22 protein-coding genes are annotated in these 24,958 nt (G+C 50.3%); 13 read left to right on the top strand and 9 right to left on the bottom strand.

The window, feature by feature from the left end; translation table 11 throughout:
* The first annotated feature begins 133 nt into the window (after positions 1–133).
* From HMPREF2596_RS04355 to recA, 3 genes are all read left to right on the top strand, one after another.
* Positions 134–2,698, top strand: coding sequence for a glycoside hydrolase family 66 protein (locus HMPREF2596_RS04355; RefSeq protein ID WP_070849862.1), 2,565 nt, complete (start codon positions 134–136; stop codon positions 2,696–2,698).
* 138 nt (positions 2,699–2,836) lie between these two features.
* A complete protein-coding gene (aroA, locus tag HMPREF2596_RS04350) occupies positions 2,837–4,129 on the top strand; it encodes a 3-phosphoshikimate 1-carboxyvinyltransferase (protein WP_070849860.1) in 1,293 nt (430 codons plus the stop codon).
* Positions 4,130–4,276: 147 nt separating this feature from the next.
* Positions 4,277–5,323, top strand: coding sequence for a recombinase RecA (gene recA / locus HMPREF2596_RS04345; protein ID WP_003680794.1), 1,047 nt, complete (start codon positions 4,277–4,279; stop codon positions 5,321–5,323).
* Between the two features lie 94 nt (positions 5,324–5,417).
* Here recA and fghA read toward each other — a convergent pair whose 3' ends face one another.
* Complete coding sequence (gene fghA, locus HMPREF2596_RS04340; protein ID WP_070849858.1) at positions 5,418–6,266, bottom strand: S-formylglutathione hydrolase; 849 nt, start codon at positions 6,264–6,266, stop codon at positions 5,418–5,420.
* Between the two features lie 496 nt (positions 6,267–6,762).
* Here fghA and HMPREF2596_RS04335 point away from each other — a divergent pair, with 496 nt between their 5' ends.
* Positions 6,763–8,475 (top strand): proline--tRNA ligase, encoded by a 1,713-nt coding sequence (locus HMPREF2596_RS04335; protein WP_070850021.1) that lies wholly within the window; start codon positions 6,763–6,765, stop codon positions 8,473–8,475.
* Positions 8,476–8,540: 65 nt separating this feature from the next.
* Here HMPREF2596_RS04335 and pflA read toward each other — a convergent pair whose 3' ends face one another.
* The 5 genes from pflA to HMPREF2596_RS04310 all read right to left on the bottom strand — a co-directional run bounded on the left by pflA (position 8,541) and on the right by HMPREF2596_RS04310 (position 15,698).
* On the bottom strand, positions 8,541–9,347 hold the full coding sequence (gene pflA / locus HMPREF2596_RS04330) for a pyruvate formate lyase 1-activating protein (RefSeq protein ID WP_070850020.1): 807 nt from the start codon (positions 9,345–9,347) through the stop codon (positions 8,541–8,543).
* A 139-nt stretch (positions 9,348–9,486) separates the two neighbouring features.
* Positions 9,487–11,772: a formate C-acetyltransferase gene (pflB, locus tag HMPREF2596_RS04325; RefSeq protein WP_049348204.1), complete on the bottom strand. Its 2,286-nt coding sequence runs from the start codon at positions 11,770–11,772 to the stop codon at positions 9,487–9,489.
* A gap of 302 nt (positions 11,773–12,074) precedes the next feature.
* Complete coding sequence (locus HMPREF2596_RS04320) at positions 12,075–13,373, bottom strand: adenylosuccinate synthase (protein ID WP_070849856.1); 1,299 nt, start codon at positions 13,371–13,373, stop codon at positions 12,075–12,077.
* Positions 13,374–13,416: 43 nt separating this feature from the next.
* Complete coding sequence (locus HMPREF2596_RS04315; RefSeq protein WP_070849855.1) at positions 13,417–14,574, bottom strand: ATP phosphoribosyltransferase regulatory subunit; 1,158 nt, start codon at positions 14,572–14,574, stop codon at positions 13,417–13,419.
* A 320-nt stretch (positions 14,575–14,894) separates the two neighbouring features.
* On the bottom strand, positions 14,895–15,698 hold the full coding sequence (locus tag HMPREF2596_RS04310) for an outer membrane protein assembly factor BamD (RefSeq protein WP_004519923.1): 804 nt from the start codon (positions 15,696–15,698) through the stop codon (positions 14,895–14,897).
* Here HMPREF2596_RS04310 and rluD point away from each other — a divergent pair.
* The 6 genes from rluD (at position 15,697) to HMPREF2596_RS04280 (ending at position 20,456) form a co-directional block, all read left to right on the top strand.
* Entirely contained in the window at positions 15,697–16,821 is a 1,125-nt protein-coding gene (rluD, locus tag HMPREF2596_RS04305) for a 23S rRNA pseudouridine(1911/1915/1917) synthase RluD (protein WP_070849853.1), read from the top strand. The genes HMPREF2596_RS04310 and rluD overlap by 2 nt on opposite strands.
* An 80-nt stretch (positions 16,822–16,901) precedes the next feature.
* Complete coding sequence (gene pgeF / locus HMPREF2596_RS04300) at positions 16,902–17,672, top strand: peptidoglycan editing factor PgeF (protein ID WP_070849851.1); 771 nt, start codon at positions 16,902–16,904, stop codon at positions 17,670–17,672.
* Positions 17,673–17,792: 120 nt separating this feature from the next.
* Positions 17,793–18,272, top strand: a complete 480-nt coding sequence (gene lptE / locus HMPREF2596_RS04295; RefSeq protein ID WP_070849849.1) for an LPS-assembly lipoprotein LptE — start codon at positions 17,793–17,795, stop codon at positions 18,270–18,272.
* The gene (gene holA / locus HMPREF2596_RS04290; RefSeq protein WP_070849847.1) at positions 18,272–19,273 is read left to right on the top strand and encodes a DNA polymerase III subunit delta; all 1,002 of its coding nucleotides are present in this window, start codon (positions 18,272–18,274) and stop codon (positions 19,271–19,273) included. Before lptE ends, holA begins: the two co-directional genes overlap by 1 nt.
* A 147-nt stretch (positions 19,274–19,420) precedes the next feature.
* A complete protein-coding gene (locus HMPREF2596_RS04285) occupies positions 19,421–19,840 on the top strand; it encodes a hypothetical protein (RefSeq protein ID WP_070849845.1) in 420 nt (139 codons plus the stop codon).
* Positions 19,841–19,931: 91 nt separating this feature from the next.
* Entirely contained in the window at positions 19,932–20,456 is a 525-nt protein-coding gene (locus HMPREF2596_RS04280; RefSeq protein WP_070849843.1) for an RDD family protein, read from the top strand.
* 94 nt (positions 20,457–20,550) lie between these two features.
* Here HMPREF2596_RS04280 and HMPREF2596_RS04275 read toward each other — a convergent pair whose 3' ends face one another.
* The 3 genes from HMPREF2596_RS04275 to HMPREF2596_RS04265 all read right to left on the bottom strand — a co-directional run bounded on the left by HMPREF2596_RS04275 (position 20,551) and on the right by HMPREF2596_RS04265 (position 23,062).
* Positions 20,551–21,786: a beta-ketoacyl-ACP synthase gene (locus HMPREF2596_RS04275; protein WP_070849841.1), complete on the bottom strand. Its 1,236-nt coding sequence runs from the start codon at positions 21,784–21,786 to the stop codon at positions 20,551–20,553.
* Positions 21,780–22,508, bottom strand: coding sequence for a 3-oxoacyl-ACP reductase FabG (gene fabG, locus HMPREF2596_RS04270; RefSeq protein WP_070849839.1), 729 nt, complete (start codon positions 22,506–22,508; stop codon positions 21,780–21,782). Before fabG ends, HMPREF2596_RS04275 begins: the two co-directional genes overlap by 7 nt.
* A 65-nt stretch (positions 22,509–22,573) precedes the next feature.
* A complete protein-coding gene (locus HMPREF2596_RS04265; protein WP_049359743.1) occupies positions 22,574–23,062 on the bottom strand; it encodes a hotdog family protein in 489 nt (162 codons plus the stop codon).
* Between the two features lie 110 nt (positions 23,063–23,172).
* On the opposite strand from HMPREF2596_RS04265, the gene HMPREF2596_RS04260 reads away from it, so the two are divergent.
* From HMPREF2596_RS04260 to HMPREF2596_RS04250, 3 genes are read left to right on the top strand one after another with little or no spacing between them, the layout of a single operon-like run.
* On the top strand, positions 23,173–23,934 hold the full coding sequence (locus tag HMPREF2596_RS04260; RefSeq protein ID WP_049332540.1) for a beta-ketoacyl synthase chain length factor: 762 nt from the start codon (positions 23,173–23,175) through the stop codon (positions 23,932–23,934).
* Positions 23,931–24,689: a lysophospholipid acyltransferase family protein gene (locus tag HMPREF2596_RS04255; protein WP_070849838.1), complete on the top strand. Its 759-nt coding sequence runs from the start codon at positions 23,931–23,933 to the stop codon at positions 24,687–24,689. The genes HMPREF2596_RS04260 and HMPREF2596_RS04255 overlap by 4 nt, the downstream gene beginning before the upstream one ends.
* Positions 24,686–24,946, top strand: coding sequence for a phosphopantetheine-binding protein (locus HMPREF2596_RS04250; protein ID WP_003680822.1), 261 nt, complete (start codon positions 24,686–24,688; stop codon positions 24,944–24,946). The genes HMPREF2596_RS04255 and HMPREF2596_RS04250 overlap by 4 nt, the downstream gene beginning before the upstream one ends.
* The last annotated feature ends 12 nt before the right edge of the window (positions 24,947–24,958 follow it).

Raw genomic sequence — 24,958 nt, 5'->3', positions numbered from 1 at the left:
TGCTATCAAACAGGGAACTTATTTTCCGCTCTTCCTACTAAAAAGTCTTAACAATTATCCATATCAACAACTTAAGTGATATTAATTTGTTAAGGCAATTTCAAAATATAATATTTAGAAGCGAATATACAGCATGACAACTGAAGCAAAAACAGCCCCTTTACCGACTATTCTCTTTAACAAGGCAGCCTATACCAACGGCGATGATGTTATTCTGAACATCTCCAATGCGACAGACAAAATAACCTCTGTTACCGTCAGCCATTTAGGTACAGAAATCCAAAAATTGGATCATCTGAACTCAACCACCGTCAAACTTTCTTCCGATATTTTTTCACCCAATTCAGGCTACGTCGTCAAAGTAGAAACTGTTGACAACACCGGCAACCACACCAGCAAAACACTGGGATTGTCTGTCGAAGACGACTGGACCATTTTTCCCCGCTATGGCGTAGTGGCGGGATCTAACGATAATTCGGCAGAACGAAACAACTCTATGACCAATGACCAGCTCGCAGGCTATCAAAACAATATCGAGCAACTGGCACAAATGCACATCAACAATTATTTCTTCTATGATGTGTACGACACAACCTCCAATCCATTTCCAAACGTCAACAGCTTCAAGCAAGAATGGGCGACTTGGGCTGTCGACAACGGCCAACCCAACCCTCCCCAAATCGATACCCTGCTGATTAAAAACCTCGTAAACAAAATTCACGAAAAAGGCGGCAGTGCCATGCTCTACAATATGCTTAACGCCACCTCCAATGACGAACTCGATAACCCGGCCATCAAAGAAATTTTAAATAATGTCAAACTCTACAATGCCCAAGAGCATTCCAACTTCGGCAAAGCCGGTGCAGAAACCAAAACATCCGTACAACAATTCGTCGATCCTGCCGACAAAAGCTGGCAAAACTATATCGTCAACACCATGATCAAAGCCCTGAAAACAGGCGGCTTCGACGGCTGGCAGGCCGATACCATGGGTGATAACCTCGTTTACAAAATACAAAACGGCCAAAAGACTGAAAACTTCAGAATGTCTGACGGTTATGACGATTTGTCAGCCGCGGCTGCGGAAAAGTTACACGATTACGGTCAAACTTATATGATCAACGACATCAGCACAGGCAGGGCCGATGTCTTATCCTCCACCGGCATGGATGTTCCTTACTCAGAAATCTGGTCGCGCGATTTTAAAGATACAGCCGGAAATACCCATTATGAAAACCACAACTATGCCGAGCTTAAACGTTTGGTAGGCCGTCTGTACGATTACAATCACGTTTCCCCGATTATTGCCGCCTATACTCAAAAAGATACCCACCCGGAAGATCATGCTTCCGAACTCAATCCGGACAACGAATTGCTGGTCGATGCCGTTATCGCAGCGAGTGGCGGCTACCACATGACTGTTGCCGCATTAAACAACCACCCGGATAAAAACGCACATGGTTTTGGTATTTTGCAAGATCCATACTATCCCGCTCAAACGCTCAAAACCAACGAAACCCTGGCCAAATCAGAATTTAACTATCAACAATTCATTACCGCCTATGAGGAGCTGCTTCGCGGCGAAGGCTTGGTTGAACTCAAAGACAGTCATGCCTCCATCGTAGCATCCGACGGCTACGACATGACTTCCACCTCAGGCGAAGGAGGCAAAGTTTATACATGGACCAAAGCCACCGCAGACGGCGGCCGAGTTGTCCAATTAATCAATCTCGCAGGCCTCGACAAAGACACCAATTGGAACAGCTCCAACCACCACACGCTGAAACTCGACAACCCTAAAGTCAGAATCCCGTTTGATATGGAAATCAGCGCAGAACAGGCCGAGCAAGCCATCGTACAACTGGCTTCCCCCGACTCAGACGATATATCCATGCATACATTGGAATCTTCCGTCATCTATGAAAACGGCAAACCGGTGGCACTGGAAGTCACCGTACCGAGCCTGGATGTCTGGGATATGCTTTATGTCAGCAATTTAGGGCAGGCAAGCGTCAGCCAAACCTTTGCCGACGGCAAAACCACATTCAACGGCACCCACGCCGACGACCATATCAAAGGTACTGAAAGCGAAGACATCATCTACGGCAACCGGGGTAATGATGAGATTCACGGCGGCAGCGGCAATGACAAATTGTCCGGCGGCACCGGCGACGATGTCATCAACGGCGATGCCGGCAGCGATATTCTCTACGGAGGCGGTGGCAATGACCATCTGAACGGCGGATTAGACAACGACACGCTGTATGGCGGCTCCGGTAACGATACTATGTTGGGCGAAGCAGGCAACGACATCCTTCACGGCGGCGCAGGCAACGACACACTGTTCGGCGGCTTAGGGGACGATATATTGCACGGCGAAGCCGGTAACGATACCTACGTATTCAATCGCGGCGAAGGCCATGACACCATTTTCGACCATCACAGCACAAACGCCATCCAATTCGGCGCTGGCATTTCCCTCTCGGATCTGTCGCTCGAAACGGTCAACGAAAAAGACGGCACGACTTGGAACATCACCATTCGTGGCGAAAACAATCACAACGACCTCATCACCATCGACCACCAATATGCCGACATCCATACCGACGCCCAAGGTCAAAAAATCCCCTCAGTCAGCGAATTCCGCTTTGACGAAGGTACGTTCAACATTGACCAGTTAATGCATATTTTAGGTTAACCATTAAAATATCGAGCATCCCAAAGCCGGACTTTCAAAAAGAGTCCGGTTTTTCTTGCCTGCAACGCCACTTCCATTTTTCAGACGGCCTTTGCCTGCGTATAATATCGTTTTGTCTACAATTTGAAATCCTAACCAATGACCGAATCCATCCGCCTGCCCGCTTCCACACTCAAGCCCTCCAGCGTTGCCCTGCCCGGTTCCAAAAGCATCAGCAACCGCACGCTGCTCTTGGCTGCACTCTCCGACAACGTTTGCGAAATCCATTCTTTGCTCAAATCCGACGATACCGACCGAATGCTTGAAGCACTCGACAAACTCGGCGTACACATTGAATCTTTACCTGAAGGCCGTCTGAAAGTTCATGGCACCGGCGGCCGCTTTCCCAACCAAACCGCCGATTTGTTTTTAGGCAACGCCGGTACGGCATTCCGCCCCTTGACTGCCGCGCTTGCCGTTTTGGGTGGCGACTATCATCTTCATGGCGTGCCGCGTATGCACGAACGCCCCATCGGCGATTTAGTGGATGCGCTGCGCATTGCAGGTGCGGACGTACAATATCTGGGCAATGAAAACTATCCGCCTCTTCAGATCGGCAAACGCCAAGACAACGGCGAGCGCGTTATTCCGATTAAAGGCAATGTTTCCAGCCAATTCCTGACCGCCCTGCTGATGGCTTTGCCCTTGACCGGACAAGCATTTGAAATCCACATGGTAGGCGAGTTGATTTCCAAACCTTATATCGACATCACGCTCAAGCTGATGGCGCAGTTCGGTGTGAACATCATCAATGAGGACTACCGTGTATTTAAAATCCCGGCCGGTGCCAAATATCATGCGCCCGAACATTTATATGTAGAAGGTGATGCCTCCAGCGCATCTTATTTCTTGGGCGCAGGCCTGATTGCCGGTACACCCATCCGCGTAACTGGTATCGGCGCACACAGCATTCAAGGCGACGTTGCCTTCGCACGCGAACTGGAGAAAATCGGTGCGGATGTTATTTGGGGCGAAAATTTTGTTGAGATTTCCCGTCCTGCCGAGCGCAAGATTCAGGCCTTTGATTTGGATGCCAACCATATTCCTGATGCGGCCATGACCTTGGCCATTGTTGCGCTGGCCACCAAACAACCCTGCACCCTGCGCAATATCGGCTCATGGCGCGTCAAAGAAACCGACCGTATCGCTGCCATGGCAACCGAACTGCGCAAACTGGGCGCAGAAGTCGTTGAAGAAGCCGAAGCCATCCATATTACGCCACCCGAAACACTTACCCCCGATGCCGTCATCGATACTTACGACGACCACCGCATGGCCATGTGTTTCTCGCTGGTTTCGCTTTTGGGCGTCCCTGTCATCATTAACGACCCGAAATGTACGCATAAAACTTTCCCCGACTATTTCCAAGTTTTTGCATCATTGACCAACTAATTGATTATTCAACATTTCAGACGGCTTGTTGCATACAAAAAACACAGGCCGTCTGAAAAATAAAAATAAAACTATACTTTTTCTTAATTTGTGCGATAATAGCTAAATAAATTCTTAGCGATTCATATTTCCTTTCGGAGAGAAAACATGTCAGACGAAAAAAGCAAAGCCTTAGCCGCAGCCCTTGCCCAAATCGAAAAAAACTTCGGCAAAGGCTCCATCATGAAAATGGACGGCAGCCAACAGGAAGAAAACCTTGATGTTATTTCCACCGGCTCCCTCGGCGTGGACTTAGCACTCGGCGTCGGCGGTCTGCCCCGCGGCCGCGTGGTTGAAATTTTCGGCCCGGAATCCTCCGGTAAAACCACACTCTGTCTCGAAGCCATTGCCCAATGCCAAAAAAATGGCGGCATCTGCGCATTCATCGATGCCGAGCATGCTTTTGACCCGATTTACGCCCGCAAACTCGGCGTAAAAGTCGAAGAACTCTATCTCTCCCAACCGGATACCGGCGAGCAGGCATTGGAAATCTGCGATACCTTGGTACGCTCAGGCGGTATCGATATGGTTGTTGTCGACTCCGTAGCCGCACTTGTGCCTAAAGCCGAGATTGAAGGCGAAATGGGCGACAGCCACGTCGGCCTGCAAGCCCGCCTGATGAGCCAAGCCCTGCGCAAACTGACCGGCCACATCAAACGCACCAATACATTGGTTGTTTTCATCAACCAAATCCGTATGAAAATCGGCGTGATGTTCGGCAGCCCTGAAACCACAACCGGCGGTAACGCGCTCAAATTCTATGCCTCTGTCCGCCTCGACATCCGCCGTACCGGTCAGATTAAAAAAGGCGATGACGTGATTGGTAACGAAACCAAAGTCAAAGTCATCAAAAACAAAGTTGCCCCTCCGTTCCGTCAAGCCGAATTCGATATTCTTTACGGCGAAGGCATCAGCTGGGAAGGCGAATTGATCGACTTGGGCGTCAAACATGACATCGTTGAAAAATCAGGCGCATGGTACAGCTACAACGGCGCAAAAATCGGCCAAGGTAAAGACAATGTACGCGTTTGGCTGAAAGAAAATCCTGATATCGCCAACGAAATCGATGCCAAAATCCGTGCGGCAGTCGGTATCAATGTCGATATTACCGAAGGTAAATTGGACGATACCGACGGCGAACGTCCTGAGGAATAAATCTGTTTGAAATAAAAGGTCAAAAAAGACCAAATAAAGGCCGTCTGAAATCTAACCATTAATCGGATTTCAGACGGCCTTTATTTAATATAGTTTAGAGCCCTAATGCCTGAGCGTGAAACTCAATATGCGAATCAATAAAGCTGGCAATAAAGAAATAATCATGGCCATAGCCCGGACGGACTTTATATTGGATATTGAAACCTTTTTCTCGTGCTGAGCGGACAAACCCTTCCGGTTGCAGGACTTCAGGATACAAAGCATCTTCACTGCCGACATCAATCAAAACAGGCAATTTAGGCGAGGCCGTCTGAAGCAGTTCTGTACTGTCATAGCGTTTCCATGTTTCCACTTTTTGCCCCAAATAAGTTGAGAATGCCTGCCTGCCGCCTTCCGTATCGATGGGATGACATAAAGGCGCAAAGGCAGAAACCGCAGCATATCTACCGGGATGCTTCAAAGCCAAATGCAACGCACCATGCCCGCCCATGCTGAAACCTGCAATGCTGCGCTCTTTCGTTACTGGGAAATGATGCTCGATTAAATCAGGCAATTCTTGGCTGATATAGCTTTCCATTTGGTAATGCTGCGCCCAAGGTGCTTCAGTTGCATTGACATAAAATCCGGCGCCCTGTCCAAGATAATGTTCTTCACTGTCGGCAACATGCTGACCGCGTGGCGAGGTATCCGGGAAAACCACAATAATATTCCATTGTGCCGCAAAACGTTGGATTCCGCTTTTTTGAACCAATTCAGAACCATCACTATTTAAGCCGGAAAGAAAATATAAAACAGGCGCGGGATAACCTTTTAAAACTTGTGGCGGCAGATAGACATCAAATACCATATCCGTCCGGCAGGTTTGAGAAAAATGGCGGTAGCGTTCCTGATGCCCGTTAAACATCTTTCTGCGTTCCAGCAAATGCAATTCCGAATTTTTCATTTTATTCCTTGTAAGGAAACAACAATAAGCAGAATGTTAGCGCAAAACCTGCCCATCGTGTTGTTGCCCCATCTTTTTAAGGCGACCAAATCTACTTTAAACAAGGCTTGCCAATCATGCGAAATCATTACGCCGACAGCATTTAAAATCTATACACAATCTCTGTGGATAAATCTGTTGATAAGCTTTGGGTAATCGTAAAATTTTCTTTAGGAACAAACCAAGTCTTAAATTGACTAAAATTTAATCAAATAAAATTCAATAAAATCAAATAGTTATATTTATAAGATTTTACTATAATCATACAGTGAAAATTTATAGGTAAAACAAGGTTATGCGGCTTTGTGCATAAATTAGGGTTGACATCCCTAAAAATCGCCCTAAATCAAAAGCTGCGTAAAACAACGGCCGATTTCATCAGATGCCATTCAAAAGACACGCGGCCATACATTTTGCGTTACAATACGCACTTATTTTTAAGAAAGAAAAATACGCCATGAAAGCCTCCCAGTTCTTCATTTCTACCCTTAAAGAAGCCCCTGCCGAAGCCGTACTTGCCAGCCACAAGCTGATGATTCGCGCCGGCTTGATCAAAGCCAACGCATCCGGTCTTTATACTTGGATGCCGATGGGTCTGCGCGTATTGCGCAAAGTTGAAAATATCGTGCGCGAAGAAATGGCCCGCGCAGGTAGCGTGGAGTTGCTGATGCCGGTAGTGCAACCTGCCGAGCTGTGGCAGGAATCCGGCCGCTGGGAGTTTTACGGTAAAGAACTGCTGCGCCTGAAAGACCGTCATGAGCGCGATTTCTGCATGGGTCCGACTTGTGAAGAAGTGATTGCCGACATCGTACGCAAAGAAGTCAACAGCTATAAACAACTGCCGAAAAACTTTTACCACATCCAAACCAAATTCCGCGACGAAGTGCGTCCGCGCTTCGGTGTGATGCGTGCGCGCGAATTCGTCATGAAAGACGCTTATTCCTTCCATGCCGACTATGCCTCGCTTCAGACGACCTATCAAGATATGTACGACGCTTACTGCCGTATCTTCACACGTTTGGGTTTGGAATTCCGCCCCGTCGCCGCAGATACCGGCAGCATCGGCGGCACCGGCTCTCACGAATTCCAAGTATTGGCTGAAAGCGGCGAAGACGTTATCGCATACAGCGATACTTCCGATTACGCCGCCAATATCGAGCTGGCACCGACTTTGCCGCTTAAAGGCGAACGCGCTGCTGCTCAAGCTGAGTTGACCAAAGTACATACGCCAAACGTCAAAACCATCGAGTCTTTGGTTGAATTCCTCAATATTCCGGTTGAACAAACCCTTAAATCCATCGTGGTTGAAGGCGAAAACGAAGGCGAACTCGTTCTATTGCTGTTGCGTGGCAACCATGAATTTAACGATATTAAGGCAGAAAAACTGGCCGGCGTGAAATCGCCACTGACCATGGCAAGCCCTGCCGCGATTGTTGAACAGTTCGGCGCAAACGGCGGCTCACTCGGCCCTGTCGGCTTCAAAGGCAAAGTCTATGCCGATTTCGCCACCGAAAAAGGCGCAGACTGGATTATCGGCGCAAACGAAGACGACTACCACTATACCGGCTTCAACTTCGGCCGCGATGCTGCCGAGCCTGAATTTGTCGATTTGCGCAATGTCATCGAAGGCGACATCAGCCCTGACGAACAAGGCCGTCTGAAACTGGCGCGCGGTATTGAAGTCGGCCACGTTTTCCAATTACGCGACAAATATACCAAAGCCATGAACGTCAGCTTCTTGGATAACAACGGCAAATCCCAAATCATGGAAATGGGCTGCTACGGTATCGGTATTACCCGCGTCGTTGCCGCCGCCATCGAACAAAACAACGACGAAAAAGGCATTATCTGGACCAAAGCAATGGCGCCGTTTGAAGTTGTGATCGTGCCGATGAACTACAAAAAATCAGATGCCGTACGCGAAGCCGCCGACAAAATCTATGCCGAGCTTTTGGCCGCAGGCGCGGATGTATTGTTGGATGACCGCGACGAACGTGCAGGCGTCTTGCTGAATGACTCCGAGCTGTTGGGTATTCCTCACCGCATCGTCATCGGCGATCGCGCCTTAAAAGAAGGCAATGTCGAATATGCCGAGCGCCGTGACAATCAGGCTCAAGCCGTTGCAGTATCAGAAGTTGTCGCCAGGGTTTTGGCCGCATTGAACGATTAAGTTTTTTCAATGATAAAAAGGCCGTCTGAAACTGATTATCTCGTTTCAGACGGCCTTTTTCTGTTTTAATAAATAATGTTTTTTCCGTAACTCTCTAATATTTCTTTGATTTTTAAAATGGTTTCTTTAGGCGGCGGATGTACGCCCGTTAATTTGTATTCGTCGCCGCACAAAGCCCATTTGTGTGCACCCAATTCGTGATACGGCAAAAGCTCGACCATTTCGACATTGTCCATATCACCGATAAACTCGCCCAATAAATGCGCCGACCGCTCATCATCGGTATAACCGGGAACAACCACATAACGCACCCGTGTCGGCTGATTGCGTTCAGCAAGATAGCGCGCGAATTTCAGCGTTTTGGTATTGGGAATACCGACGAGCACTTTATGAATTTCAGGATCAATTTGTTTCAAGTCGAGCATGACCAAATTGGTATGATCGAGCAAATCATCCAAAATCGAATCATAGTGCAAAGCATAGCCATTGCTGTCGAGACAGGTATGAATATCGTGTTCCCGACAGGCCGTAAACCAGTCGCGTACAAACTCATATTGCAATAACGGCTCGCCGCCGGTTGCCGTTACGCCTCCGCCTGTCGCACGCAGATAATGACGATAGGTCATGACCTGCTTCATTACAGTTGCCACATCCAATTCCTGCGCCTGCTCGGTATGCAAATCCCAAGTATCGCGATTATGACAATAAAGGCAACGCATCAGGCAACCTTGCAGAAAGAGGACATAGCGTAAACCTGGACCATCGACAGCGCCGCAAGATTCAATCGAATGAATAATGCCTTTGCCGTTATAGTGGCGGTGGCCAAGGTTTTTCAGTTCCGGCTCGGGAGTGATCGCAAAAGTCGTGGACATGGTGTTCGGCTCAAAAATAATTTTGCTGATGTGAATTGTACGATAATAAAGGCCGTCTGAACATTTCAGACGGCCTTGGAGCTTTGTTTCAAAACAAACCAAATGCAAATTTAGCTTCTAGTTTGTTTCTCAACCCGGATTACATGGTTTCAGTGAACGTACGGGTAATCACGTCAAGCTGTTGTTCGCGGGTCAGCGAGTTGAAGCGAACCGCATAACCGGACACGCGAATAGTCAACTGCGGATATTTCTCCGGATGATGCATCGCATCTTCCAAAGTTTCGCGGTTCAATACGTTGACGTTCAAGTGTTGGCCGCCTTCCACTTCTCCTTCTTCATGGTGGAAATAACCGTCCATCAAACCGGCAAGGTTGCGTTCGCGAGAGTGCTCGTCTTTACCCAACGCGCCGGGAATAATAGAGAAGGTGTAGGAAATACCATCTTTGGCAAACTCAAATGGCAGTTTGGCTACGGAAGTCAATGAAGCGACTGCACCGTTGACATCACGGCCGTGCATCGGGTTTGCACCCGGACCAAACGGAGCGCCTGCGCGGCGGCCGTCCGGAGTATTACCGGTTTTCTTACCGTAAACAACGTTGGAAGTAATGGTCAACACAGACTGAGTTGGAGTGGCGTTGCGGTAAGTTTTGTGGGTGGCCACTTTTTTCATGAAGCGTTCCACTAAGTCGCAGGCGATGTCGTCCACGCGGTCGTCATTGTTACCGAATTGTGGGTATTCGCCTTCGATTTCAAAGTCAACGGCAATACCGTTTTCGTCGCGAATCGGTTTCACTTTGGCGTACTTAATGGCGGACAGCGAGTCGGCGGCCACAGACAAACCGGCGATACCGCAAGCCATCGTACGTTTCACGTCGCGGTCGTGCAACGCCATCAACGCGGCTTCGTAGCTGTATTTGTCGTGCATGTAGTGAATAATGTTCAGCGCGGTAACATATTGGGTTGCCAACCAATCCATGAATTTGTCCATGCGCTCAAAGACAGTGTCGTAGTCCAAAACTTCGTCCATAATCGGCTCGGTTTTCGGACCGACTTGCTCTTTAGATTTCTCATCCACGCCACCGTTGATTGCGTACAGCAGGGTTTTCGCCAAGTTGGCACGGGCGCCGAAGAACTGCATTTGTTTGCCGACCACCATCGGGCTGACGCAGCAGGCAATGGCGTAGTCGTCGCTGTTGAAGTCAGGGCGCATCAAATCGTCGTTTTCGTATTGGATGGACGAAGTATCGATGGATACTTTGGCGCAGAATTCTTTAAAGCCTTGCGGCAGTTGTTCTGACCACAATACGGTGATGTTTGGCTCAGGAGACGGCCCCATGTTGTACAGGGTATGCAGCACGCGGAAGTTGGTGCGGGTTACCAAGGTACGGCCGTCCAAACCCATACCGCCGATGGATTCGGTTGCCCAAATCGGGTCGCCGGAGAAGAGTTGGTCGTATTCGGGCGTACGCAGAAAACGGACCATACGCAGTTTCATCACCAAGTGGTCAATAAATTCTTGCGCTTGGGTTTCGGTAATCACACCGTTTTTCAGGTCGCGTTCGATGTAAATATCCAAGAACGAAGACACACGGCCGAAGGACATCGCTGCGCCGTTTTGAGATTTAACGGCGGCAAGGTAGGCAAAGTAAGTCCATTGGATGGCTTCTTGTGCATTTTTTGCAGGGCCGGAAATGTCGTAGCCGTAAGAAGCCGCCATTTCTTTCATTTGACCCAAAGCTTTGTATTGTTCGTTGATTTCTTCGCGACGGCGGATGACTTCTTCCAAGTCCACACCGTTTTCCAAATCGGCTTGCAGTGAGTTGAACTGGTTGAGTTTGTCTTTCATCAAGAAGTCGATACCGTACAATGCCACGCGGCGGTAGTCGCCGATAATACGGCCGCGGCCATAAGCATCCGGCAGACCGGTAATCACACCTGATTTGCGGCAGCGGCGGATGTCGGGCGTATAAACGTCAAACACGCCTTGGTTATGGGTTTTGCGGTATTTGGTGAAAATTTCGCTGACTTCAGGATTCAATTCAACGTTGTACACTTTGCACGCGTCTTGCACCATTTTCAAACCGCCAAACGGCATGATCGAGCGTTTCAAAGGCTCGTCAGTTTGCAGGCCGACGATGGTTTCCAAATCTTTGTCGATATAGCCTGGAGCATGGCTGGTAATGCCGGAGACGATTTGCGCGTCGATTTTATACGGCTCGTGCGTACGGTTTTCAACCTTGATGCCTTCCATCACTTCCGCCCACAGTTTGGTTGTAGCTTCGGTTGCAGGTGCTAAGAATGAAGCATCGCCCTCATATGGCGTGTAGTTTTTTTGAATAAAATCGCGGACATCTACGTTGGTTTCCCAGTTGCCACCGACAAAACCTTCCCAAGCGGCAGGACGTTGCTGAACATCATTTGACATATCAAGCTCCTAATTTTATTGAAAATATAGACTGTAAATTTTCTGAAAGGATAACATCAATACCCATTTATTTACAGGGGTTTTTGTGAAATAAAATTACAGATTTGGTTTTTCTTGATTTACGTCAATGAGAATAATTGTTACTTGGCACTACATCTCATTTTCCAAACATTCGTACTTCAAAACGGCGTAAAATACAAAATTCAGCCCTAAAGACAGACGTCTTTAGGGCTGAATTTTTATTGCATTGCATATATAAAGGCCGTCTGAAAAATTCAGACGGCCTTTATTCACTTCATCAATTAAGCAAATGGATGATGCAAAACGATGGTTTCTTCACGGTCAGGACCGGTTGAAACAATGGCTACAGGCGCGCCGCAAACTTCTTCAATACGTTTCAGGTAAGCTTTAGCGTTTTCAGGCAGCTTGTCATACTCTTTCACGCCGAAAGTCGACTCGCTCCAACCCGGCATGGTTTCGTAAATCGGTTTGCAGGTTTCCACCGCGTCAGAGCCGCAAGGCAGAATGTCGGTTTTGCTGCCATCAGGCAACTCATAACCTACGCAGATATTGATGTTTTCAACACCGTCCATGACATCCAGCTTGGTAATGCACATGCCGGAAATGCCGTTAACTTGAATAGAGCGTTTTAGAGCAGCCGCGTCAAACCAACCGCAACGACGCGCACGACCGGTTACGGAGCCGAACTCATGACCACGCTCAGCCAAACCTGCGCCTACTTCGTCAAACAATTCAGTCGGGAATGGGCCGGAACCCACACGGGTGGTATAGGCTTTAACGATACCCAAAACGTAATCCAGCATTTGCGGGCCCACGCCTGCACCGGCAGAAGCGGCACCGGCCAAGCAGTTGGACGAAGTTACAAACGGATAAGTACCGTAGTCGATGTCCAGCAACGTACCTTGCGCGCCTTCAAACAACAGGCTTTCGCCTTTACGGTTTTTCTCATTCAAAACACGGGAAACATCGGTAATCATCGGCGTAATGCGCGGCGCAACTTTTTCAATCACCGCCATCACATCTTTAAGTTTTACCGGCTCGGCATGGTGCAGGTGTTGCAGCTGAACATTATAATAGGCCAAAACAGCTTCCAGTTTTTCAACCAGTTTTTCAGGGTGCAACAAGTCCACCACGCGAATCGCGCGACGGGCAACTTTATCTTCATAAGCCGGGCCGATGCCGCGGCCGGTTGTACCAATCTTGCTTTTACCGCGGGAAGCTTCGCGTGCTTGGTCAAGCGCAATGTGGTAAGGCAGAATCAATGGGCAGGTCGGCGCAATTTTCAGACGGCCTTCAACGTTTTTCACACCGGCGGCGTTCAATTCGTCGATTTCACCCAACAATGCTTCAGGAGAAACCACGACACCCGAACCGATAAAGCAGTCCAAAGTCTCATGCAAAATGCCGCTTGGAATCAGGCGCAAAATGGTTTTTTTGCCACCGACGACCAAAGTATGGCCGGCATTGTGGCCGCCTTGGAAACGTACAACACCGCTGGTTTCTTCCGCCAGCCAGTCAACAATCTTACCTTTGCCTTCATCACCCCATTGGGCACCGATTACGACAACATTTTTAGCCATAGCTATCTAACCTTATTTCAGATACAAAATTTCAAAATAAAACTCAATCGTTCAAAGCGATTACTTTCCAAACGCCGTCCACTTGTTTCAGACGGCCTGTAACCTCTTCCGAACCGTTGTAGCCGATACCGTAATCGATAACGACACATTGTCCTTGTTCGCGCAAAGCATCTACCGCTTCTTGAGCCGCAGGCATGTCTTTGATATCGACCGCCACCACGGACTCCCGTCCGATAGCGGGAAGGCGGCCGATAAAGCTGCGCAAATCAAAACTGAATCCGGCAGCCGGACGCGCGCGTCCGAAGTATCCGCCCAATCCGTCATAACGGCCGCCGCGTGCCACGGCATCATAAAGATTTGAACCATAAGCCGCGTAAAGCAAGCCGGTATGGTAATTGTCAACGCGCAATTCCGATAAATCGATATGCACTTTTTGATTTGGGAACGCATCGCATACGGCCTGCAATGCATCCAGCGCCGCACTGACTGCGGATAATTCCGGTAATTTCTCACGGGCCAAAGTCAGCACTTCGCGACCGCCGTACAGTCGGGGCAACAGTGAAAACGCTTTTGCCCACATGCCGTCGAGCTTCCACTCTTTGACCAACTGGCTGACAGCCTCGGCATCTTTGTCCTGCATCAATGACAACAAGGTTGCCGATTGCTGCTCATCCAAATGAGCGGCATTTGCCAAAGCACGGAATACGCCGATATGACCCAATGAAAGCAAAACTTCACCCATATCGGCAATCTTCATGCTTTTCAGCATCAAATCAATCAATTCGATGTCCGCTTCAATACCTTCCAAGCCGTACATTTCCGCACCGGCCTGCAAAGGCTCGCGCATATTGAGCAATCCGTCAGGCCGCGCATGAAGCACCGAGCCGGCATAGCACAAACGGTTGATGCCTTGATTGGCGGAAAGCAAGTGGGCATCAATGCGCGCCACCTGCGGCGTAATATCCGCGCGGATACCGAGCTGGCGGCCGCTGAGCTGATCGACGACCAAAATGGTTTTCAAAGACAAACCGGCATCGATATGCGTCAATAAGGAATGGCTGTATTCCATCAACGGCGGCTGCACCAGTTCGTAACCATGCACGCGGAACAAAGCCAACAGCCGCTCACGGGCGCTTTCCAATTGTCGCGCATTGGTCGGCAATACGTCGGCGACGTGTTCAGGAAGCTGCCAAGACTTCATGAGAATCTACCTCTGTTTTTTGTAAACACAAAGGGCTGCTTAAATTTAAAACCAAATCAGCCTGACGACTGAAATTTTCCTGAATGCATCGACGGCACATCCGATGCGGCTTCAACAAAACTGATTTTAAATTTAAACAGCCCCTGAGTGACGGCTTCAAACCGTCGAGTTATTAAAATCAGACTTTACCATATTAAAACAAATTTTGCACCCTGTTTGCAGGAAACGTAAAAAACATTAAAAACAAAGGCCGTCTGAAAACCAAATGCATAAATGCATCATTTTCAGACGGCCTTATTCATGCCTGAACAACCCGACGCTTAACGCCAGTAACGCCACCAAGGCATATCGTCAGATCGCCATTCGTGTTGCAAGAACGGGCTTTGAGGGAAGTTGGTTTCCAAAACGCGGCGCGTATCGGCGGCCAGTTGCGGCTTGTCCAGTTTTTTGTACGCCAATTCCATCATCGCCAAAGCTTCTTCGACATAACGGGTATTTTGGTAACGGCTGACGATTTTTTGCGCACGGTTGGCCGCTGCAACATAAGCACCGCGTTTCATGTAATAACGCGCCACAGACATTTCGTTACCGCCCAAAGCGTCCACCAGCTTGGCCATGCGTTCGGTTGCATCGGCAGCGTATTTGCTGTTTGGATAACGTTGCACCAGCTCGGCAAACGCCTGATAAGCATCGCGGTTAGCTTTCGGGTCGCGGTCAGACCAGTCTTGGGAAGCCAGCTTGTTCAAGAAAGACTGGTCTTCGTTAAACAGGACCAAACCTTTCAAGTACAGCGCATAGTCCATATTCGGATGTTGCGGATGATGGCGCTGGAAGCGCGCAATGGCAGCCAAGGCTTTTTCCGGCTCATCGTCTTTATAATAGGCATACGCCGTATCCAACTGGGACTGCTGTGCATAGCGGCCGTTTGGAAAACGGGATTCTAAAATTTCGTATAACTTGACAGCTCGCGTATAATTGTTGCTGTTCAATTCGTCTTGCGCTTCGGCATAAAGCTTTTCCACACTCCAATCTTGAGTAATTTGGGCGTCTTTATCGATTGTGCCTTTATTTGCGCAGGCACTCAGTGCCAAACCTAAAGAAACTACTAAAAGAATTTTTTTCATGCAGAATACTTCCTTTGATAACGAAGCCGATTATAGCGATGATTTAGACTTTCCGTCATCCCCCGAAACAGAAAGTTGTGTTAATTTGACCGTTCCGCTCGAAATGGCGGGCGGAAGGCTGGATGCCGTATTGGCCAAACTCATGCCCGACTACTCGCGCAGCCGCCTGAGTTCGTGGATTAAAGAGGGTGCAGTCATTGTAAACGATAAGCCCGCTCAACCCAAAGATAAAATGATAGGCGGTGAATTGATTGCCGTTACGGTACATCCGAGCGAAGAAAACCTCGCGTTCACGCCCGAACCGATGGATTTGGACATCATTTATGAAGACGATACCGTCATCGTCATCAACAAACCGGCCGGATTGGTCGTCCACCCTGCCGCAGGCAACTGGAGCGGCACCCTGCTCAACGGCCTGCTGGCGCACTGTCCCGAATTAAGCCAAGTACCGCGTGCAGGCATCGTACACCGTTTGGACAAGGAAACCAGCGGCCTGATGGTGGTCGCCAAGACCCTGCCGGCGCAAAACTCACTGGTTCAACAGCTTCAAGAGCGCACAGTCAAACGCATTTACCGCGCGATCGCCAACGGCATCGTTCCTTTTGACGGCAAAATCGAAACCCAAATCGGCCGCGATCCGCACAACCGCCTGAAAATGGCAGTCGTCAAATTCGGCGGCAAACCTGCCATTACTCATGTCAAAGTGTTGGAACGTTATCTGGCACACAGCTACATCGAATGCTCACTCGAAACCGGCCGCACCCACCAAATTCGCGTCCATATGCGCGAAGCCAACCATCCGCTGGCTGCCGACCCTGTTTACGGCAACCTGCGCCATCCATGCAGCGACGCAGTTAAAGAAGCCGTCAAAGCACTCGGCGCGCGCCAAGCCCTGCATGCCTACCGCTTGAGCTTTATACACCCGAAAACCGGCGAAACCGTTTCCTTTGAAGCGCCTATGCCTGACGATATGTACCACCTGCTTTCCGTCCTGCGTTTGGAAGCCGGTTTGGATTCGTCCCTAAGCAACGAGGAAGAATGGCAGGAGAAATTCGGCACGGACGATGACGACGATTGGAATGAAGACGACTACGATGTCGAAGTCGTTTATGTAAGGGATTAAACCCATTTTTCAGACGGCCTAAAATATTATTTCAGGCCGTCTGAAATCAATCCGTTCCAATATTCAGCAATTCAAAGATTATGAAAACCATCACAGAAACCCTAAACCTCGCCCCGCAAGGCAAGAATTTTTTAACTGCCGACTGGCCTGCCCCTGCCAATGTTAAAACGCTTATTACCACGCGCAACGGCGGTGTCAGCGAAGGCGTGTACCGCAACCTGAATGTCGGCTCGCACGTCGGCGACAATCTGGAAGCCGTGCTCCGCAACCGTGAAATCGTGCAGGAACAAGTCGGCCTGCCCGTTGCCTACCTCAATCAAATCCACAGCACCATTGTTGTGAATGCTGCCGAAGCGTTGGGCAATACGCCCGACGCCGATGCCTCGGTGGATACGACGGGTACAGTCGCCTGCGCTTCAATGACTGCCGACTGCCTGCCCGTCTTGTTTTGCGACAAAGCAGGGACAGTGGTTGCGGCAGCCCATGCGGGTTGGCGCGGTTTGGCCGACGGCGTTTTGCAAAACACCATTGCGGCAATGAAGGTCGAGCCGTTGGAAATCATGGCCTATCTCGCCCCTGCCATCGGCCCTGATGCATTTGAGGTGGGACAAGATGTATTTGATGCGTTTTGCACACCCATGCCGGAAGCTGCCGATGCGTTTGAAGACATCGGCGGCGGCAAATACCTTGCCGACATTTACGCTTTGGCGCGCATAATTCTGCACCGCGAAGGCGTGAACATGATTTATGGCGGCACCCATTGCACCGTTTTGGAACGCGATACTTTCTTCTCCTACCGCCGCGACGGACAAACCGGCCGCATGGTCAGCCTGATTTGGTTGGAAAAATAAGATTTGCACTATCAAAGACAAGGCCGTCTGAAATACTTTCCGTTTACGGTTTCAGACGGCCTAAACATTATTCGTTATAATCCGACGATACCGTAACCGGTTTCAACGAAGGAATATCCAATGAAAAAAATCCTATTGCCCGCACTCGCCCTATTGCTTGCCTCTTGCGGTTTCCACCTGAAAGGCACAGGCGTGACTTCTCAGCCGCTGCCTTATCAGAACTGGCATGTAGAAGGCGGAGCCGTCATGCAAAAAGCGCTGGAAAATGCCTTACGCCGTGCCGACGGCCATCTGGTTAGCGAAGCCGAATCACAAATCACCCTGCGCGTTGTCGACTTTCAAAAACGCCGCGACATCTACACCATCACCCGCGCCGCCGCGATCAACGAATACCTGCTGGCCATGACCGTCAAAGCCCAAGCCTTCCGCAACGGCGAGCCGGTCGGCGAACCGATGGAAGTCAAGGTTAACCGCACCATGGACTACGCCGACAGCGAAGTCTTGGGCAAACAGGAAGAGGAAGAAACCATTTGGTCTGAAATGCGCATCGACGCCGCAGATCAAATCGTCCGCCGCCTGACTTTCCTGAAAGCGCAATAATGGCTGCCGCGCCCATTGAGAGCCTGCGCCCCGATACGCCGCTCAAGCCGTTGTACATCATCCACGGCGAAGAGGATTTGTTGCGCATCGAGGCTTTGGATACGCTGCGCGCAGCCGCAAAAAAACAAGGCTATCTCAACCGCGAAATCTATACCGCTGAAAACAATTTTGACTGGAACGAGCTGTTGCAAAGCGCCGGCAGCGCAGGTTTGTTTGCCGATTTGAAACTACTGGAAATCCACATTCCCAACGGCAAACCCGGCAAAAACGGAGGCGATGCCCTGCAAGCCTTCGCCGAACGCCTGCCCGAAGATACGGTTACGCTCATCCTACTGCCCAAGCTTGAAAAAGCGCAAATCCAGTCCAAATGGTTTTCCGCATTGGCCGGCAAAGGCATCATCTTAGAAGCCAAAGCCGTTGCGCCACATGCTTTGCCGCAATGGATACAGGGCCGTCTGAAACAGCAGGGTTTGGACATCGAACCTGAAGCACTCGCCCTTTTTGCCGAGCGCGTCGAAGGCAATCTTTTGGCCGCCCGTCAGGAAATCGAAAAACTCGCCCTACTCCATCCCAAAGGCCATTTGATCAATATTGCCGACGCAGAGGCCGCGGTTGCCACCGTTGCCCGTTTCGACGTATTCCAACTGGCCGGCGCATGGATGAAAGGCGATGCCCTGCGCGTTTCCCGTTTGCTGGACGGTTTGGAAGAAGAAGGCGAAGAGCCGGTTTTGCTGTTGTGGGCGGTTGCCGAAGACATCCGCACCCTAATCCGCCTGACTGCCGCACTCAAGCAGGGACAAAACATCCAAAGCCTGCGCAACAGCCTGCGCTTATGGGGCGACAAGCAGACCCTTGCACCGATGGCGGCCAAGCGCATTACCATCAACCGCCTGCTCGACGCGCTCAAAACCTGCGCCAAAATCGACCGCATCATCAAAGGCGCGGAAGAAGGCGATGCATGGACCGAGTTCAAACAGCTCGTTACCTCGCTGGCCGCTTGAAAACCGTTGCCGCGCGTCAAGAAACTTGCACGCAATACGCCCCAAAAACAGAAAATACTGTAAAATAGCGTAAACTCAAATTCAGGCCGTCTGAACCTCGCATTTCAGACGGCCTCTTCCAGCAAAAAACAAGGAAACACCAACCGTATGGATAATAAAACCAAACTTCGCATCGGCGGCCTGGCCCTGCTGACCACTGCCGTATTAAGCCTCATCATCGTTCTGATCGTCGATTCATGGCCGCTGGCCATCCTGTTGGCCGTCATCATCGTGGCCGCTGCCGCAGGCGGTTTCGTTTGGGCTTCGCGCCGTCAGCAACGCCAATTCCTCGAGCGCCTGAAAAAATTCGACATCGATCCGGAAAAAGGCCGTATCAACGAAGCCAACCTGCGCCGTATGTACCACAGTGGCGGCCAACATCAAAAAGACGCGATTACCTTGGTTTGCCTGTCGCAAAAATGTTCCGTTGACGAAGCGCACGCAATCTTTAAAAAACGTCCGACCCGTCAGGAAATGAACCAAATGGCCGCCCAACAGGCACGCGGTCAAAAACGTCCACATCGCTAATCCCGACAGTAACAGGCCGTCTGAACATCCTATCCCGTTTCAGACGGCCTGTTTTTATTGCCATCAAACCCATTTCCGTTTCCATCGCATTATGACCCGCCTTCCCACCGCCCCACTCAAACGCCGCCTCGCCGCACTGGTTTACGAACTTCTGCTGACCGGTGCCGTGACCAGCATTGCCGCCCTTGCAGCCGGTATTGTCGCTATTTTTCTCAATCCCATTTCCACGCGCCTATCCATGCTGACAACCTGTCTGATTCTGTTCTACGCATGGTGGCTCTACTTCCGCGCCAACTGGCACAAAAAAGGCCAAACCCTCGCCATGCAGACATGGAAAATCGGTTTGGCCGATAAAAACGATACCCAGCCATCCCTGCCGCAACTGCGCCTGCGTTTTATTTGGGCAAGCATTTTTATTGTTTTCATTCCCCTGCTTGCCTACGCCGGATTGCGTCATCTGCTCAATATACCGCCCAAAGGCGCATTCGGCGCCGCGCTCATCTGGCTCATCCTGCCATGGGGCTTCGCCCTGTTCCATCCCGACCGCCAGTTCCTCTACGACTTCTTGGCCGGAACAAGGCTGGTGGATTTGAATCAGAAGAAAACAAACGAATAAAACTCGTAAGCATCTCAAGCTCTAAATGAAATAAAGGCCGTCTGAAACTCCAGATAAGTTTCAGACGGCCTTTAATCATAACATCAATCAATAATTATTCTTGCCAACGTTTGAACACCAGCGAAGTATTGACGCCGCCAAAAGCAAAGTTATTGCTGACCACATAATCGGTTTGAATTTCACGTCCGCCTGTTTGAATGTAATCTACCTTACCACAACGCGGATCGATGTTTTCTAAATTGACGGTCGGCGCAAACCAGCCGCTGTTCATCATTTCGATGGTGAACCAGGCTTCCAACGCGCCACACGCGCCGAGTGTATGGCCGAGATAGCTTTTTTGCGAACTCATCGGCACAAAACCAAACACCGCTTCAGTCGCCAATGTTTCGGCAATATCGCCTTTTTCGGTCGCCGTACCGTGGCCGCTGACATAACCGACTTTATCAGGCGTAATGCCTGCGTCTTGCAGCGCGAGTTCCATACATTTCTGCATAGTTTCTTTTTGCGGCTGAGTAACGTGGCTGCCGTCGCTGTTGGCACCATAGCCGACAAGCTCGGCATAGATTTTCGCACCGCGCGCACGGGCGTGTTCTAATTCTTCCAATACAAAAATGCCTGCGCCTTCGCCGATGACCAAGCCGTCGCGTCCGCTGTCGTAAGGGCGCGGCGTCAGCTCAGGTTCACCGTTGCGGCGGCTGGCAGCGTAGAGCGAGTCGAAAACATACACTTCGGACGGACAAAATTCTTCGCCGCCGCCAGCCAGCATCATGTCTATCATGCCGTATTTGATGGCTTCGTAGGCATAGCCTATGCCTTGACTGCCGGACGAACACGCGCTCGATGTCGGGATAATGCGGCCTTTCAAACCGAAGAAAATGCCGATATTGGCGGCAGTCGTATGCGGCATCATGCGCACATAAGTATTGGCGTTGAAATTGCGCGATGTGCCTGTTATCAAAAGTTCGCCCATATCGCCGATGTCTTTGGTACTGCCGACAGACGAGCCGCACGCTACGCCCATACGGCCGTCTGTAATGCTTTCATCACCCAGCAGGCCCGCATCCGTCAAGGCTTGTTCCGCCGCATCGACACACAAATGCGATACGCGCCCCATGCTTCTGAGCTGCTTGCGCGTCCAGTGTGCGGGAGGAGAATAGCCTTCAATCGGCGCACCCAGTTGCGCTTCCAATTCAGGAAAGCGTCCGCTCCAGTCCATGTATTTGACCGCATTTTTTTCGGCTTTAAAGGCCGTCTGAATACTTTGCCAATCACGGCCGAAGGCGGTAATACCGCCAATACCTGTTACAACGACTCTTCTGGTATTCAACACAAACCTCCGTTCACAGCAATCACTTGGCGCGTAATGTACGCCGCTTTTTCATCCATCAAAAAGCGCACCGCATGCGCCACTTCTTCCGGCAATCCCATGCGCGCAGCAGGGACGGCCTTTAAGATTTCTTCGACAGGCACGTTCTCATCGATAATATCGGTATCGATAAGGCCCGGTGCCACGCAGTTGACGGTAATTTTGCGTTTAGCCAACTCAACCGCCAAGGCTTTTGCCGCGCCGATCAAGCCCGCTTTGGACGCGCTGTAATTGACCTGACCGCGGTTGCCCGTCAAACCGGATACCGACGCCATGCACACAATACGTCCTGCTTTACGGCGGCGGATCATCGGCATGGTCAAAGGGTGCAATACATTATAAAAACCGTCCAAATTGGTACGCAGCACCAAATCCCAATCATCATCTGTAAACGCAGGAAACGCATTGTCGCGCGTCAGGCCGGCATTCAGCACCACGCCGTAATACGCGCCGTTTGCCTCAATGTCGGCAGTCAGAATTTCACGACAGGCCTCGCGATCGGACACGTCAAACTGCAACACGCGTGCATTTCTACCCAATGTACGGATTTCTTCCGCGACAGCTTCCGCTTCATCACGGCGGCTGCGGCAGTGGACGACAATATCAAAGCCGTCCTGCGCCAAACCAAGCGCGACAGCTTTGCCGATACCGCGATTAGACCCTGTAATTAAAATAGTTTCACTCATACGTATTCTCACTATATCGACAGGCCGTCTGAATCTTTGTCTTTTCAGACGGCCTTGTAAACGATTTAAATGATTTGACCGTCTTTCGGACTGTACACATTCAAAGAGGCTTTTGCCAGCAAACCGTCCGGCGGCAACAGAGGCTTTACATCTTCCGGCGCATCCGTCCATCGCAACTCGCAATCAAATACGCCCATACCGCCCAAATCCTGAATGGACACATGCGCCCTGACTTCCAACTCAGTACCGACAGGCACGGAATCGGCAAACAAATCCAGCTTGCGCGTTCCCAATAAAAAACCCAAGCGTACAGGCTCTCCGGCCTTTAAAGCCTCAATGCCTGCAAACGCACCTATGCCCTGCGCCATCAATTCCATATAAGCCATAGACGGCAACACGCCGTCCTGCAGCAAAATATGCTTGTCGCCAACCGGCGCACGGCAAACCGTATAGTCATCGCCAAATTCTTTCACACAGTCGATAAGCACCATATGTCCGCTGTGCGGAAGCAGCGGAGCCACATCATAAATCGGGGCACTCGGTATTGAAGGCATAAAATGTCATCCGGGAATAAATTACGTTACAATATGCATTATAACAGAGCCTAGCTTTTACTAACCCATTTCATTACAATGTATGAAAATGTAAAACACTGAAAGACATCATGCCTCAAAACGTTTGCCGTTTCAGCTTCAATATCGCCGCATGGCAGGCCTCCTCCAGCAAAATCAGTACGCCGGAGCAATGGCAGGACTGGGCGCAGGGAAAACTCGATACCGCCTCACTGCCGGAGTGCAAACCCGCGCTCTCCTTTTTGCCGCCTATGCAACGCCGCCGCCTGGGAAAAGCGGCGCGCTTGGTTTGCGATGCCGCATGGAATCTGGCCGACCAATATCCCGAAAGCGTCCCGGTGTACGTTTCGCACGACGGCGAAAGCAACCGCAGTTTTGAATTATGGCAAGAGCTTTTGAACACGCATACCGTGTCGCCGACCTCATTCGGCCTGTCCGTCCACAACGCAACGATTGGACAATGGTCGATGTTGCGCAAAGACATGAGTGAGCATACCGCGTTGGCCGTTGCCGCCGATTCCTTTGAAACCGCGCTGACCGAGGCATTCGCGCTTTTGCAAGACGGCGCGCCGTCTGTTTTAGTGATTGTCGCCGATGATCCTTTGTCCGAAGACTATCCCGTCCTGGCTACACGTGCGCCGTTTGCCTATGCATTGGCACTGGTGATTACAAAGGGCGAAGACTATACCTTAAGCTTGGAAACCACATCCGCAAGGCCGTCTGAAAACCCTAACGATACAACAGTCGAGCCCTATTGGAGCAGCCTGGAGTGGGTACGCTTCCTGCTTTCAGACGGCCGACAACACACGCAACACTATATCGGCAGAAACTGGCACTGGCAGAAAAACGCATGAAGACTTTAGACTATTTCCGTCGCTTTTTTGCCACACTCTTCGGCTTCATCCTCTTCGGCGTTGCAGGCGTATTGTTCAAAATCGCACTTTTGCCCTATACGCTCAAATCGACCAAAGGCGACATCAAACGCCAACTTGAAGCAAGGCGCATGATAGGCAAAGTTTGGCGTTTCTTTGTCGGCTACCTGCAATGGTCAGGCGTATTGAGCGTCCGCTTCAACGGCTTGGAAAAACTCGGCAGACCCGGCCAGCTCATTCTTGCCAACCATCCCTCGCTCTTGGATGTTGTTTTACTGATCAGCCACTTCCCCGACCCGAACGTGTTGGTCAAAAAAGACCTGTTGCACAACCCCAGCATGAAAAGCCAAATTATCGCTTCAGGCTACATCCCCAACGACGAAAGCATGGAAATGTTGGAAGAAATCGACGCCGTGTTCAAAAGCGGGCAAAGTATGCTGATTTTCCCCGAAGGCACGCGCACAGGTTGGGACGGACAGGTTAAAATGCACCGCGGCGCCGTATCGCTCGGTTTGCGCAGCGCATCGGTCATCACGCCCGTGTGCATCAAGATGACGCCGCCCAATTTCAAAAAGGGTCAACCGTGGTACAAAATCCCGCCGCAAAAAATTCATTATGAAATTACCGTCGGCGACGACATCCTGCTGGAAGAATGGCTGGCAGAAAAACCCCTGCCCATCGCCGCAAGGCGTTTAAACGAATACCTGCAAGACTATTTTACAAGGAAAACCACATGAGCAATTTAGAAAACCAAATCAAACAATTAATCATCGACAGCTTAGGTCTGGAAGACATTACCGTTGCCGACATCGGCAGCGAAGATCCGCTTTTCGGCGACGATGGCCTGGGTCTGGATTCAGTTGATGCATTGGAACTTGGTTTGGCCGTACAAAAAACCTTCGGCTTCCAGCTCGACGGTGAAAACGACAACCTACGCGAAAACTTCGCCAACGTCAAAACACTGGCCGAGTTCGTCAAGAGCCGCCAAGCATAAGGGAGAGAGAAG

It is taken from the genome of Neisseria sp. HMSC078C12 (assembly GCF_001838065.1).
In the GTDB taxonomy this organism is placed as follows: Bacteria; Pseudomonadota; Gammaproteobacteria; order Burkholderiales; family Neisseriaceae; genus Neisseria.
The sequence above is the reverse complement of the archived record's forward strand: the minus strand, read 5'-3'. Positions and strand labels throughout refer to the sequence as shown.